The sequence below is a fragment of the Stenotrophomonas acidaminiphila genome, assembly GCF_001431595.1.
Lineage (GTDB): Bacteria > Pseudomonadota > Gammaproteobacteria > Xanthomonadales > Xanthomonadaceae > Stenotrophomonas > Stenotrophomonas acidaminiphila.
On sequence record NZ_LDJO01000080.1, the window covers coordinates 1 to 13,215 of the forward strand.

At 69.0% G+C, this 13,215-nt stretch carries 15 protein-coding genes; 14 read left to right on the plus strand and 1 reads right to left on the minus strand.

The features are described from left to right. The 14 genes from ABB33_RS16930 to ABB33_RS16995 all read left to right on the plus strand — a co-directional run. Positions 1–885 (plus strand): acyl-CoA desaturase (locus tag ABB33_RS16930; RefSeq protein WP_056932866.1); only part of this gene is annotated, 885 nt, incomplete at its 5' end. A 1-nt stretch (position 886) separates the two neighbouring features. After that, positions 887–2,134, plus strand: a complete 1,248-nt coding sequence (locus tag ABB33_RS16935) for an NAD(P)/FAD-dependent oxidoreductase (RefSeq protein ID WP_056932867.1) — start codon at positions 887–889, stop codon at positions 2,132–2,134. Then, complete coding sequence (locus tag ABB33_RS16940; protein ID WP_056932868.1) at positions 2,131–2,907, plus strand: DUF1365 domain-containing protein; 777 nt, start codon at positions 2,131–2,133, stop codon at positions 2,905–2,907. Before ABB33_RS16935 ends, ABB33_RS16940 begins: the two co-directional genes overlap by 4 nt. Beyond that, positions 2,904–4,157: an SAM-dependent methyltransferase gene (locus tag ABB33_RS16945; RefSeq protein WP_056932869.1), complete on the plus strand. Its 1,254-nt coding sequence runs from the start codon at positions 2,904–2,906 to the stop codon at positions 4,155–4,157. Before ABB33_RS16940 ends, ABB33_RS16945 begins: the two co-directional genes overlap by 4 nt. Continuing rightward, the gene (locus ABB33_RS16950) at positions 4,154–4,690 is read left to right on the plus strand and encodes a DUF2878 domain-containing protein (RefSeq protein WP_054661789.1); all 537 of its coding nucleotides are present in this window, start codon (positions 4,154–4,156) and stop codon (positions 4,688–4,690) included. The genes ABB33_RS16945 and ABB33_RS16950 overlap by 4 nt, the downstream gene beginning before the upstream one ends. Beyond that, positions 4,687–5,460: a DUF1295 domain-containing protein gene (locus ABB33_RS16955; protein WP_056932870.1), complete on the plus strand. Its 774-nt coding sequence runs from the start codon at positions 4,687–4,689 to the stop codon at positions 5,458–5,460. The genes ABB33_RS16950 and ABB33_RS16955 overlap by 4 nt, the downstream gene beginning before the upstream one ends. 22 nt (positions 5,461–5,482) lie before the next feature. Next, entirely contained in the window at positions 5,483–6,562 is a 1,080-nt protein-coding gene (locus ABB33_RS16960; RefSeq protein WP_056932871.1) for an SAM-dependent methyltransferase, read from the plus strand. Between the two features lie 387 nt (positions 6,563–6,949). Further along, entirely contained in the window at positions 6,950–7,738 is a 789-nt protein-coding gene (locus ABB33_RS16965; RefSeq protein WP_152985144.1) for a hypothetical protein, read from the plus strand. A 139-nt stretch (positions 7,739–7,877) separates the two neighbouring features. Then, complete coding sequence (locus tag ABB33_RS16970; protein ID WP_056932876.1) at positions 7,878–8,441, plus strand: fasciclin domain-containing protein; 564 nt, start codon at positions 7,878–7,880, stop codon at positions 8,439–8,441. A 293-nt stretch (positions 8,442–8,734) separates the two neighbouring features. After that, entirely contained in the window at positions 8,735–9,451 is a 717-nt protein-coding gene (locus ABB33_RS16975; protein WP_161809438.1) for an NAD(P)-dependent oxidoreductase, read from the plus strand. A gap of 405 nt (positions 9,452–9,856) precedes the next feature. After that, the gene (locus ABB33_RS16980; RefSeq protein ID WP_056932873.1) at positions 9,857–10,153 is read left to right on the plus strand and encodes a hypothetical protein; all 297 of its coding nucleotides are present in this window, start codon (positions 9,857–9,859) and stop codon (positions 10,151–10,153) included. Between the two features lie 246 nt (positions 10,154–10,399). After that, positions 10,400–11,491 (plus strand): sensor histidine kinase, encoded by a 1,092-nt coding sequence (locus tag ABB33_RS16985; RefSeq protein ID WP_056932874.1) that lies wholly within the window; start codon positions 10,400–10,402, stop codon positions 11,489–11,491. After that, positions 11,482–12,228, plus strand: a complete 747-nt coding sequence (locus ABB33_RS16990) for a LytR/AlgR family response regulator transcription factor (protein WP_056932875.1) — start codon at positions 11,482–11,484, stop codon at positions 12,226–12,228. Before ABB33_RS16985 ends, ABB33_RS16990 begins: the two co-directional genes overlap by 10 nt. A 366-nt stretch (positions 12,229–12,594) precedes the next feature. After that, a complete protein-coding gene (locus ABB33_RS16995) occupies positions 12,595–12,885 on the plus strand; it encodes a hypothetical protein (RefSeq protein WP_054661764.1) in 291 nt (96 codons plus the stop codon). Positions 12,886–13,069: 184 nt separating this feature from the next. Here ABB33_RS16995 and ABB33_RS18315 read toward each other — a convergent pair. After that, positions 13,070–13,215: IS3 family transposase (locus ABB33_RS18315; protein WP_152985146.1), on the minus strand; the 146-nt coding region annotated here is incomplete at its 5' end.

The following is a 13,215-nucleotide window of genomic DNA, read 5'->3' on the forward strand; positions in this document are numbered from 1 at the left end:
TTCGACAGCGCCGCGGCGGCGCCTGCCAACGATGCCGATGCCGACCGCGTCGACTGGCTGCGCGTGCTGCCGTTCGTGCTGCTGCACCTGGGCTGCGCCGGGGTGATCTGGGTCGGGGTCTCGCCGGTGGCGCTGCTGGTGGCCGGGGCGCTGTACGCGTTGCGGATGTTCGCGATCACCGGCTTCTACCACCGCTATTTCTCGCACCGCAGCTTCCGCACCTCGCGCGGGCTGCAGTTCGTGTTCGCGCTGATCGGCGCGGCCAGCGTGCAGCGCGGCCCGTTGTGGTGGGCCGCCCACCACCGCCACCACCACCGGTACGCCGACCAGGCGCAGGACCCGCACTCGCCGCGGCATGGCTTCTGGCGCAGCCACATGGGCTGGTTCATGACTCCGCGCGCATTCGCCACCGACCTGAGCCGGGTGCAGGACCTGGCGCGCTACCCGGAGCTGCGCTGGCTGGACCGCTACGACGTGGCGGTCCCGCTGGCCATGGCCATCGCGCTGTACGCGACCGGTGCGCTGCTGCAGCACCTGTGGCCGGCGCTGGACACCAGCGGCGCGCAGCTGCTGGTGTGGGGATTCTTCATTTCCACGGTGGTCCTGTTCCATGCCACGGTGACCATCAACTCGCTGTCGCACCGTTTCGGCAGCCGCCGCTTCGAGACCGCCGACGACAGCCGCAACAACTTCCTGCTGGCGCTGCTCACCTTCGGCGAAGGCTGGCACAACAATCACCACTTCTATTCCAGCAGCGCCCGCCAAGGGTTCCGCTGGTGGGAGGTGGACCTGACCTGGTACGGGCTGCGCCTGCTTGCGCTGCTGGGCCTGGTTCGCGACCTCAAGCCGGTGCCCGCGTGGGTGCTGGAACGGCGGGAGCACTGACATGCGCATCGCCGTCGTCGGTTCCGGCATCGCCGGCCTGGCAAGCGCCTGGCTGCTGTCGCAGGCGCACGAGGTGGTGCTGTTCGAGGCCGCCGACTACCTGGGCGGGCACACGCACACCCACGACGTCAGCGTGGGCGGCCGCCAGTACGCGGTGGATACCGGCTTCATCGTCCACAACCCGGACCACTACCCGCTGCTGACCCGGCTGTTGCAGACGCTGGACGTACCCACCCAGCCCACCACCATGAGTTTTTCGGTGCACAACGGGCGCAGCGGGCTGGAGTACAACGCCACTTCGCTGGACGCGCTGTTCTGCCAGCGCCGCAACCTGCTCTCACCGCGTTTCCTGGGCATGGTGCGCGACCTGTTCCGCTTCTACCGCCAGGCGCCGGCGCTGCTCGACGGCGAGGGCCCCGGCCCTGGGCTGGGCGATTGGCTGCAGGCCAACGGCTACGGCGCGGCCTTCCGCGACGAACACCTGGTGCCGATGGCCTCGGCGCTGTGGTCCTCGCCACCGCGGCAGATCCTGCAGTTCCCGGCGCGCTATCTGGTCCAGTTCATGGCCAACCACCAGATGCTGCAGGTCAGCGGACGCCCGCAGTGGCGGGTGGTACGCGGCGGCTCGGCGCGGTATGTCGATGCACTGCGTGCGCGCTGGACGGTACACGAGCGCCTGTCGTGCCCGGTGCTTGCGGTACGCCGCCACGGCGACCGGGTAAGCGTGGACAGCGCTGCCGGCAGCGAGGCGTTCGACCAGGTGGTGCTGGCCTGCCACAGCGACCAGGCGCTGGCGCTGCTGGCCGACGCCAGCGACAACGAGCAGGCGATCCTCGGCGCGATCGGCTACCAGCCCAACGAGGTGGTGCTGCATACCGACGCGTCCGTGCTGCCACGCCGGCGCAAGGCGTGGGCGGCCTGGAACGCGTTCGTCCCCGGCGACGGCGACGCGCCGTGCACCGTCAGCTACTGCATGAACCTGCTGCAGGGCCTCGACGCTCCCGAGCCGCTGGTGGTGACGCTCAACCGCAGCGAGGCGATCGACCCGGCCCGGGTGCTGCGCCGGCTCGCCTACCAGCACCCGGTGTACACCCCGCAATCGGTAGCCGCGCAGCAGCGCCGTGCCGTCATCCAGGGGCAGAACCGGACCTGGTTCGCCGGCGCCTACTGGGGCTGGGGGTTCCATGAGGACGGCATGCGCAGCGCGGTGGACGTGGCCGCCGGCCTGGGCGTGGGCTGGCCGTCATGAAACCGTCCCTGCACAGCGCGGTCTACGAGGGCATGGTGCACCACCGCCGCCATCATCCGCGCACGCATGCCTTCAGCTACGCCATCGCCCAGCTGTACCTGGACCTGGACGAGCTGGACCAGGTCTTCGCCGGGCGCTGGCTGTGGTCGGTGGGCCGCCGCAACCTGGCCGCGTTCCACCGCGGCGACTTCCTCGGCCCGCCCGCGCGGCCGCTCAAGGAGGCGGTCAAGGACCGGGTCGAAGCGGCCACCGGGCAGCGCCCGGACGGGCCGGTACGGCTGCTCACCCACCTGCGCTATGCCGGTCTGAGCTTCAATCCGGTCAGCTTCTACTACTGCTTCCAGGCCGACGGCCTGACCCTGCACAGCATCGTGGCCGAGATCACCAACACCCCGTGGCGCGAGCGCCATGCCCATGTGCTGCCGCTGGCGCAGGCACGGCAATCCGGACGGCTGGCGGCATGGACGTTCGACAAGACCTTCCACGTGTCCCCGTTCATGGGCATGCAGCGGAACTACGACTGGCGTTTCAGCCTGCCCGAGGCGCGGCTGCTGGTGCGGATGGACGTGTCCGACGGCACCCGCCGCGAGTTCGACGCCCACCTGTCGCTGCGCCGCCTGCCACTGGACGGCCGCTCATTGGCCCGCGTGCTGTGGCGCTACCCGCTGATGACCGCGCAGGTACTCGGCGCGATCTATTGGCAGGCGCTGCGCCTGTGGCTCAAGCGCACGCCCTTCCACCCCCACCCCAGCGTTTCCGGAGATCCCCCTTGAACAGCATCGTGCAGACCGCTACCGCACCCGGCTTCGGCGCCCTCGACCGCTTCCTGCGCCAGCGCATGCACCAGCAGCTGGCCGGCTTCGGCCACGGCCAGCTGGTTGTCGAAGACCCGCTGGGCACGCTGCGGATCGGCCAGGCCGGCAGCGGCCCGGCCGTCACCCTGCGGGTCCTCGATCCGGGCTTCTACCGCGCACTGGCCACCCATGGCAGCGTCGGTGCCGGCCAGGCCTACATGGACGGGCTGTGGCAATGCAGCGACCTGGTCGGGCTGATCCGCCTGCTGGCGCGCAACCGCGACCTGCTCGACGGCATGGAGACCGGCAGCGCGCGCCTGGGCGGGCTGGCGATGAAGGCGCTGCACGCATTGCGCCGCAATACGCGCGAGGGCAGCCGCCGCAACATCGCCGCCCACTACGACCTGGGCAACGCGTTCTTCGGCCTGTTCCTGTCACCGGACCTGATGTACTCCTCGGCGTGCTGGAGCGGGGCCGACGACACCCTGGAAGCGGCATCGACCCGCAAGCTGGAGCTGATCTGCCGCAAGCTCGCGCTCGGCCCGGACGACCACGTGCTGGAAATCGGCACCGGCTGGGGCGGCTTCGCGCTGCATGCGGCACGCCACCATGGCTGCCGTATCACCACCACCACCATCTCCCGCGAGCAGCACGACCTGGCCGCCGCGCGCATCGCCGAAGCCGGGCTCGGCGATCGCATCACCCTGCTGCAGTCGGACTACCGCGACCTGCACGGGCAGTACGACAAGCTGGTTTCGATCGAGATGATCGAAGCGGTGGGCGCCGATTTCCAGGACAGCTACTTCGGCCAGATCGGACGCCTGCTCAAGCCCGACGGGCTGGCCCTGGTACAGGCGATCACCATCGAGGACCACCGCTACGCGCAGGCGCTGAAGTCGGTCGATTTCATCAAGCGCCACGTGTTCCCCGGCTGCTTCATCCCGTCGATCAGCGCGATGCTGGCTTCCAAGACCCGCAGCAGCGACCTGGCGCTGATCGCGCTGGAGGACTTCGGGCTGTCCTACGCACGCACCCTGCAGGCGTGGCGCGAACGCTTCCTGGCGCAGCTGCCGGCGGTGCGCGCGCAGGGCTTCGATGAGCGCTTCATCCGCCTGTGGGAGTTCTACCTGGCCTACTGCGAAGGCGGCTTCCGCGAACGCTCGATCGGCGTGGCCCACCTGCTGTTGGCCAAGCCCGGCTGGCGCCCGGCCGATGCGGTGCCGGCATGAACGCGCTGGCGATCGCGCTGGCCTACCAGGCGACCTGGTTCGCAGCGGTGATCGGCGCCGGACGCGGGCTGTGGTGGCCCGGCGTGCTGGCGGCCACGCTGTTCGCGCTGTGGCGGCTGGCGGTCTCGCCCTGCCGCGCACTGGAGCTGCGCCTGCTGCTGGCGGCGCTGGGTATCGGCCTGCTGCTCGAATCCCTGTGGGTGGGCAGCGGCCTGCTCGGCTATGCCGCGGCCTGGCCGTGGGCCGGTGCGCCGGCATGGATCCTGGCGCTGTGGTGCGCGTTCGCGCTGGTGGTGGTGCCGCTGCTGGGTTACCTGCACCGGCGCCCGTGGCTGGCCGCCGCATTCGGCGCGATCGGCGGGCCGCTGGCGTACCTGGGCGCGGCCGGCGGCTGGAACGCGGTGCACTTCGCGCAGCCGCGCTGGCACGGGCTGCTGGCGCTGGGCGCCGGCTGGGCACTGGCGATGCCGGCGCTGGCCACGCTGGCTTCGCGCGGTCTGCACGGCCACCTACCGGGAGTACACCGCTCATGAACCTTGGCAGCCAACTGCTGGTGATCGGCGCATTCGCCGGCGTGCTGATGGTGTGTGGCTGGCACTGGCAGCGCCGCCACGACAACGCCGGCATCGTCGACGTGTTGTGGGCCGCGGGCCTGGCGGGCGCGGCGTTGTGGCTGGCATTCACCGGCAGCGGCGCCATGTCGGCACGCGTGCTGGTCGGCGTGCTCGGCGCGGCCTGGGCCCTGCGCCTGGCACTGCACCTGTGGCGGCGCGTACGCAGCGAGGCCGAGGACGGCCGCTACCGGGCGTTGCGCCGGCACTGGGACGGCGACCAGCGCAGGTTCCTGGCTTTCTTCCTGTTCCAGGCCCTGCTGGTGGTGCTGTTCTCGCTGGCGCTGGCGGCGGTGGCCGCGCATCCGCAGCCTGCGCCGCTGCAGCTCGGCGCCGCGGCGCTGGTATGGGCGGTGTCGGTATTGGGCGAATCGCTGGCCGACGCGCAGCTGGCACGGTTCCGCGCCGACCCCGGCAATCGCGGCCGCACCTGTGACCGCGGCCTGTGGCGCTATTCGCGCCATCCCAACTACTTCTTCGAGTGGCTGCACTGGTGCGCCTGGGCGATCGCCGCGGTCGGCGCCCCGCAGGCCTGGCTGGGCCTGCTCGGGCCGGTGCTGATGTACCTGTTCCTGCGTTTCATCAGCGGCATTCCGTTCACCGAGCAACAGGCCCTGCGCACGCGGGGCGACGACTACCGCGCGTACCAGCGGCGCACGTCGATGTTCTTTCCCTGGTTCCCCAGATCCTGACCGCATTGCCGAGGACCACGCCATGACCACCACCGCCCTGGATCGCAACGAACTGCCGCACGACCAGCCCGCCCCCGGCCTGCTCGGCCTGGCCGAACGCGGCTGGGTGCCGGACACCATCCTGCGTGCCGGCATCCGCCGCCTGTGCGCGCAGCGCCTGCGCGACGAGCTGGCCGGCGGCGTGGAGGCGCAGTCGCAGCGTCAGCGCGAGCGCCTGGCGCAGCTGCGCCATAGCCCACTGGCGATCGAGACCGATGCCGCCAACCGCCAGCACTACGAACTGCCACCGGCATTCTTCAGCCACTGCCTCGGGCCGCGGCTGAAGTACTCCTCCTGCTATTACCCCAATGGCGACGAGACCCTGGAACAGGCCGAAGAAGCGATGCTGGCGCTGTACGGCGAACGCGCCGGGCTGGCCGATGGCCAGGACATCCTGGAACTGGGCTGCGGCTGGGGTTCGCTGACCCTGTGGATGGCCGGGCGCTATCCCAACGCGCGGATCACCGTCGTGTCCAACTCCAACGGCCAGCGCGCCTTCATCGAGGCCCGGTGCCGGGAGCGTGGCCTGCACAACGTGCGCGTACTCACCCGCGACGTGAACACCCTGGCGCTGCCCGCGGCGGCTTACGACCGCTGCGTCTCGATCGAGATGTTCGAGCACATGCGCAACTACGACAGCCTGCTCGCCCGCATCGGCAGCTGGCTGCGCCCGGGTGGCCGGCTGTTCGTGCACATCTTCGTGCACCGCACCCTGCTGTACCCGTTCGAGACCGAGGGTGCGGACAACTGGATGGGCCGGCATTTCTTCACCGGCGGGCTGATGCCGGCCGCCGACACCCTGCTGCACTTCCAGGGCCCGCTGTCGATCGTGCAGCAGTGGCTGGTGGATGGCACCCACTACCAGCGCACCGCCAACCACTGGCTGCAGCGCCAGGACGAACAGCGCGACGCGGTGATGGCGATCCTGCGCCAGGCCTATGGCGACGCGGCCGCACTCTGGTTCCAGCGCTGGCGCATGTTCTGGATGGCCTGTGCCGAACTGTTCGGTTACGCCGGCGGGCAACAGTGGATGGTGTCGCACTACCTGTTCGAACGGCGCTGAGCAGTACACGCGGATGACGCCGCGAAGACCGGCGCCATCCGCTCACGTACCGCGGCCACGTGCGACCGATGCGCACCCGCAGGCCACCATTCCGCACAACGGCGTGGCCACCCGTCTGTAGCGGCCGAACCATGCCTCACGGCGCCTGGCGACAGCACCCGCACTCGTGACGGAGCATGCGCCTGCACATTCCGCATCGCGCGAAGCGCTGGTTGCCAAGGCCACCTGCGCGCAGTCATCGCATGTGTACGCCGCGTCAACGCCATCTTCGGTTTTCATCGGATTTTCCAGACAAAAATCGCGATCTGCGTGCATCCAGGCGCAGGCGTTCTGCGTATCGGAAAACGCATGACCCCGTGCGTTTCCCACTCAGCCTGGAGAGCCCCAATGAAGTCTGCCGCCCTTGTCGTTCTCGCTGCCGGTCTGGCTGCAACCACCACCGTCCACGCATCCGGCGTCGAAGCCGGCAAATGGAGTTTCTCCGCCTTCGGTGGCGTCGACATGCCGACCAGCGGCGACGTGCACGGTGGTGCCATCGCCCCCGTGCCCGACCTTGGCCCGCTCAACCCCGCGCTGGCCGGTGTGAATGCCGAGCTGCGCATCCAGTCACGCAGCCATGACCGCATCTACGGCCTGGCCGATACCTATGGCCTGGAAATGGGCTATGGCCTGAGCGACCGTGCCGAACTGTTCGGTCAGGTGCGTTACAGCCATGCCTCGCCCGGTCGCGTGCAGGTCGGCGGCGCCTTCGTGCCGGCACTGGACACGGAACTGCCGGTGTATGGCCGCTTCAGCGCCTACAAGAGCTACGGCGCGGAGTTCGGCTACCGCCACTTCTTCATGCAGCCGGGCGCGGTGCGTCCGTTCGTCGCCGCACGCATCGGCGCCACCCGGACCGATGCCATCACCGCCTCGTTCGACATCCCTGACGCGGCCATTTCCATTCCCGATGCGCGCTTCACCAAAAAGGCCTGGTCGGCATCCGGCGGCGTGGACGTGGGCGTGATCATCCCGGTCGGCGAGAGCTTCAGTTTCACCGCACAGGCCGGCGTTCGCTACGTGGACAAGCTCAGCGGCGACGACGCCGATATCGGCGGGCTCGGCCTGGGCGGCATCAACAACGATGCCAAGCGCATCTCGGTGCCGATGAGCATCGCCGCCCGCTGGGACTTCTGAGCAGCACCGCATCTGCACGGCCGCCACGCCCATGCCGACACGGTGGCACGGACGTGGCGCGACCGGTCGCCGAAAACCGCAGCCAACCCTGCGTTCACCCCGGCCTCCGCCCGGAGGCAACATCCATGAGGACATGACCATGCGTACCCAGATCCAGCGTCTTGCCATCGCCGCCGGCCTCGCGCTTGCCGGTGCCGCCGCCACTTCCGCTTTCGCCGCCGGCAACCCCGCGATGGGCGCACCTGCGATGGATGCGAACAAGACCATCGTCGAGAACGCTGTCAACGCCAGCGACCTGAGCACCCTGGTGGCCGCGCTGAAGGCCGCGGGGCTGGTGGACACGCTCGCCGGGAAGGGCCCGTTCACCGTGTTCGCCCCCACCAACCAGGCGTTCGCGAAACTGCCGAAGGGCACGGTGGAAACCCTGCTCAAGCCGGAGAACAAGGCCACGCTGACCGGCATCCTGACCTATCACGTGGTCCCCGGCACCCACCCTTCCAGCCAGCTGGTCGCGGCCGCGCGCAGCCATGGCGGCCACACCACCCTGAAGACGGTGCAGGGCGAGGAACTGACCGTCGAGCTGAAGGACGGCAAGGTGTGGGTGGTCGACGCCAAGGGCGGCAAGTCCGCGGTCACCACCGCCGACGTCATGCAGTCCAACGGCGTGGTGCACGTGATCGACAGCGTGTTGATGCCCAGGTAAGGCCGTGTGCGGCCGGGCCTGCGGCATCCGCAGGCCCGCGCCGCGGGCGGTGCAGGCTGCGACCGGCACCCGCGCGAGACCTGTCGGTATACGCGCGGACGGTGACAATGAACCAATGCGCCCCGGAACGACGCTCACCCCCTTTCCGGTGCGCTTCGTCACCGCCGGCTTGAACACGCTGGGATGAGGGATGAATCATCGCGGCATCGCGGACACGGCGGCCAGCCCGTTGCACCCATGCCCAGTCGAGGAACCGAATCGGCCTGCCTGGCAACCGGCCCGGGGGTCGCGTGGTGAGGCTGCTGGTGGTCGGTGCCAGTGGCGCCACCGGGCGTCGCGTGGTGCGGCTGATGCTCAAGCACGGGCATCACGTCATCGCGATGCTGAGGCCGGGCGCGACTCCGCCGCCGGAGCAGTTCCATCCCCGGCTCACCGTGGAGTACGCGAGCCTGCTCGACCTCGGTCCGTCGCAGCTCGCCGGATACGTGCGGGACTGCGACGCGGTGGTTTCCTGCCTGGGCCATACGCCCACCTTCGCCGGCATCTTCGGCCAGCCCCGCAGACTGGTCACCACGGCAACGGCACGACTGTGCGCGGCGATCGGGCAGAGCGGACAGGGCCAGCACACCCGATTGATCCTGATGAACTCGGCGGGGACTCTCGACCCCGGCGAAGGGGAGGCGCATACGCTCATGGAGCGCGGCCTGGCCGGTGCGCTGCGTCTGCTGCTTCCGCCTTACCTGGACAACGTCACGGCGGCGTCCTACCTGCGCAATGAAGCATCGAGGAACGACGCCGGGATCGAATGGGCCGTGGTCAGGCCCGACAGCCTGCACGATGGCGACAGTGCTGACGGGTATGCCGTTCATGCATCTCCGGTCCGCAGTGCGTTCTTCAATCCAGGGAAGGTGAGTCGCATCAACGTGGCCCGCTTCATCTGCGCCCTCGCATCCGATGAGCAGGCGTGGCGCCGGTGGCGGAGAAGAATGCCGGTCGTCTATGACCGGTGATGCCGCATGCGGGCGCGATCACGGCCCGGGACATCGGCAGCCGGCGACCGGGTACCCGATCACGCGCTCCCAGCACCTGGTATGCGCAACCGTGCCATCGGATGGCAAACCGCGTCCCCGCTAGCCGATGGACCGCACAGGCTGCACCGGCGATCCAGGGCGCGCCATCGCGCCCGTGCCCTCGCGCCGCATGCCGGCACCGACCGGCCGATGCCCACGGAACGCATTGGTCCCACTCGCTGCCATCCGCACCGATGTCGTTGGTCACCGCATCGGTGCGGTCCATCCCCATTGCCTTGAGCGGTGACGACGCCCGACCCGAAGATCGGGCGTGTCCCGTCGTTCGATCGATGCTTCGGCCCGGCGGGGCGCATCCGGAGTTTTCCACCTCTTCAAGGAGTTCCCATGAAGTTCAAGCCCGCCCTGCTGGCTGCGTCGCTGCTCATCCCCTTCATGCTCGCGGGTTGTTCGGCCGTGGCCAGCAAGACCAACACCCTGTCCGACGAACGCATCCTCTCGGAGACCAGCGGCGTGCTGGGGATGTCGCCGTCCGACCTGACGCTGCTTGAGCGCCGCACCGAGGGTGTGAACACCTACGTGACACTCAAGGCCAAGAGCGGCAAGACGTACGCCTGCACCGTCAATGGCGGCAACCTGCTCTCCTTCGGGATGACCAACCCGCCGGTCTGCAACGCGCGTTGAAGCAGCGCACCGGACGCCACGGATACCGGGAACGCGCTCCCCCCGCGCACCGGTGACGGCCTGCGGGTGCGTCACCGAGGCGGGCAACGCGCCGGCGGCAACGAAGCACCCCGCGTGCATGCGCGGCCCAGCCACGCAACAATGCGGCTCTGACCGGTGAACGGGGAGCCGAAGCACCCGATGCAGGACCGCGCTGCGACCTACCGATCCACCCCGCCAGGCCAGCCACGGTGGCGGCACCGGCGCATGGCGCTGCTGGTGGTGGCCATCGCGGCCTGGTGGCTTCTGTATGGCCTGATGCTGGCAGGCCAGCTGGTGGACATGCGCTCGGCCGACGGCGAAGTGTTCACCTGGCGGCGCGCCCTGCTCCATGCCACCGGCAGCACCGCACCGTGGGTGCCGATGACGCTGCTGGCCTACCTGGTCGTGTCGCGCTTCCCGGTGGGGCGCGCGCATTTCTGGCGGCACACGGCCATCCACCTGGCCCTGGTCGCCGGCTTCATCGTCTTCAAGGCCGTCTACGCGCTGGCGACCAACCCGGTCTTCGACTGGTATCCGGTGCTGCCGCCACTGGGCGAGATCCTGCTCACCAGCATCGGCAACAATCTGATCCTGGGCATCACCGTCATGGCGATGCTCCACGGCATCGTCTACTTCGAACACGTGGAGCAGCGCGAGCAGCAACTGGATGCGCTGGAGAAGAACCTGGCGATGGCACGGCTGGAAGCGGTGAAGGCGCGGCTGAATCCGCACTTCCTGTTCAACGCGCTCAACTCCGTGGCCGAGCTCATGCAGGTGGACGTGGAACAGGCCGACCGCATGCTGATCGCCATCTGCGACATGCTCCGCGATGGCCTGCGCGCCGACCAGCTGCAGGAACGGCCGCTGCGCGACGAGCTCAGGCACGTCACCAACTACCTGATGATCGAAAGGATCCGGCTGGGCCGGCGGATGAGTTCCGACGTCCGCGTCGACGAAGCCTGCATGGACATCCCCGTGCCCACCCTTTCACTGCAGCCGCTGGTCGAGAACGCGGTCGTCCACGCCATCGCGCGATCGCGGGTACCCGGGTGGCTCGCCATCCGCGCCTGGACGCAGGGCCAGCACCTGCACCTGTCGATCGAGAACTCACGCGCCGCGGAAGGGGCACGCAGGGACGGCAATGGCATGGGGCAGCGATCGGTCAGGGAGCGCCTGCACCTGCTGTACGCAGACCGTGCCCGGCTGGAAACGTTCGATGCCGAGCCCGACATCTACCGCGTGCGCCTGCAGGTGCCGCTGCCCGACACCGCGGTCCCGCCTGCAGCACTTGCTCAAGGCCCGGGCGCATGCCGTTGAATGCCGTCATCCTCGACGATGAGCCGCTGGCGCGGCAGCGCCTGCGGCGGCTGCTGGGCAAGGTCGCCGGTGCCGGCGTGCAGGTCGTCGCCGAATGCACCGACGTCGACGAACTGATGCGCCTGGCCCGGCGTACCCGGGTCGACGTCCTGTTCCTGGACATCGAGCTGCCCGGCGGTGATGGCTTCACCGCGCTGCGGCGCTGGAACGGACCGCCGCCAAGCGTCGTGTTCGTGAGCGCCTACGACCAGCACGGCGTGCGCGCCTTCGAAGACCGCGCGGTCGACTACCTGCTCAAGCCGGTGTCCGCCGAACGCCTGCGCGAAACCATATCGCGCCTGTTGCCGGCCGACCCCATCGCGGCCGCAACCCCGCCCGATGCCCATCGCCGCAGGCTGCCGCTGCAGTTGGGCCGCCGCACCGTGATGGTGGACGAGGACGACATCCAGGTCATCCGTGCACGCGGCAACTACGTGGACATCGAGACGAAGCGGGGAACATTCACCTTCCGCTGCACCCTTGGCGAGTTCATCCAGGAACTCGACGCGGACACCTTCCTGCGCGTGCATCGTTCGTGCGTGATCCGGATCGCCGCCGCCATCGAAGTCATCACCCTGGGCTCGGGCCGGTACCGCCTCACCCTTGATTGCGGACGGCAGGTGGTGACCGGGCGCCAGTACCGCGAGCACGTCCAGCGCAACCTGATCGGCAGGCCTTTCGGCTCGGCATGCCCATGACGCCCGCATGGCCCGGCGCGTTCGCGTCCGCATGGACACGCCTGTCCGGGCTTCAGCCAGTGTGACCAGGCGCACCGGCGAGGGGACGGGCGTCATTCCCGCAGCCGTCGCTTTGGCCCACCATCCACACGCAAGGTGGACCCGGAGATGCCAGCCGGCATCGGGTCGCCAAGGTGGGGAGAATCCAGGGCGGTGTGCCGGCATTCCAGACGCTTGCGCGCGGGAATGCCGGTGTAGTGCATTTCCCCACGGCGCAGCCGGCGACGCACGTCGCCGCCAGTACCGGTGGAGACCGGGAACAGGTCGCACCGTGCGCTGGATCCTCCGGTTGTAGATGGCCATACCCAACAGTGCGAAGGAGCCTGCATGAGCATCACCCAAACCCTCATTGCCGCAAGCCTGCTGTTCCTCTCCGCCTGTACCGGAACCGCAGGCTCCGGTTCGCGCGATGTATCGGCCGCCGAGTGCCGCGCGTACTACGTGCACATCTACGAGATCAACGGCGAGGACATCACGGCCATGATGGGCCAGGCGCAGTTGGACAGGGACGCGGCCACCTGCGCGGAACATGGCAGCGTGACCCGGCGCCACCTGGACTGCGCGATGAAGGCCAGTTCCATGCAGCAACTGCAGGAATGCGGCCTGCCCAATACCTGAGCAACCCGCGATCCACGGGCGCTCCGACTCCCGCTGACGTCGGGAGGAACGGTGGCGATATCAGCGATTGGCACCTCCCCAACCGCTGCAGTCATTCCCTCGAAAGCCGGGCTGGCAGCGCGGCGCAGTGGTTTCTCTACACGCAACCTGTAGAGAACTGGACCGGCCAGAGTTCCGTAGACACTCAGTCGCCGCTCTGCGCGTAGCGCCTCTCAAACTCTACCGGTGACAGTCCGCCAGCGGAACCATGTCGGCGGATGGGGTTGTAGAACATCTCGATGTAGTCGAACACGTCCGATGCAGCAGTGGCCCGTGTCGGATAGATCCCTT

Excerpts from the sequence above, each read along its gene's own strand:
- ABB33_RS16935 (WP_056932867.1), top strand. The coding sequence starts at position 887 with ATGCGCATCGCCGTCGTCGGTTCCGGCATCGCCGGCCTGGCAAGCGCC.
- ABB33_RS16940 (WP_056932868.1), top strand. The coding sequence starts at position 2,131 with ATGAAACCGTCCCTGCACAGCGCGGTCTACGAGGGCATGGTGCACCAC.
- ABB33_RS16950 (WP_054661789.1), top strand. The coding sequence starts at position 4,154 with ATGAACGCGCTGGCGATCGCGCTGGCCTACCAGGCGACCTGGTTCGCA.
- ABB33_RS16955 (WP_056932870.1), top strand. The coding sequence starts at position 4,687 with ATGAACCTTGGCAGCCAACTGCTGGTGATCGGCGCATTCGCCGGCGTG.
- ABB33_RS16960 (WP_056932871.1), top strand. The coding sequence starts at position 5,483 with ATGACCACCACCGCCCTGGATCGCAACGAACTGCCGCACGACCAGCCC.
- ABB33_RS16965 (WP_152985144.1), top strand. The coding sequence starts at position 6,950 with ATGAAGTCTGCCGCCCTTGTCGTTCTCGCTGCCGGTCTGGCTGCAACC.
- ABB33_RS16970 (WP_056932876.1), top strand. The coding sequence starts at position 7,878 with ATGCGTACCCAGATCCAGCGTCTTGCCATCGCCGCCGGCCTCGCGCTT.
- ABB33_RS16980 (WP_056932873.1), top strand. The coding sequence starts at position 9,857 with ATGAAGTTCAAGCCCGCCCTGCTGGCTGCGTCGCTGCTCATCCCCTTC.
- ABB33_RS16985 (WP_056932874.1), top strand. The coding sequence starts at position 10,400 with ATGGCGCTGCTGGTGGTGGCCATCGCGGCCTGGTGGCTTCTGTATGGC.
- ABB33_RS16990 (WP_056932875.1), top strand. The coding sequence starts at position 11,482 with ATGCCGTTGAATGCCGTCATCCTCGACGATGAGCCGCTGGCGCGGCAG.
- ABB33_RS16995 (WP_054661764.1), top strand. The coding sequence starts at position 12,595 with ATGAGCATCACCCAAACCCTCATTGCCGCAAGCCTGCTGTTCCTCTCC.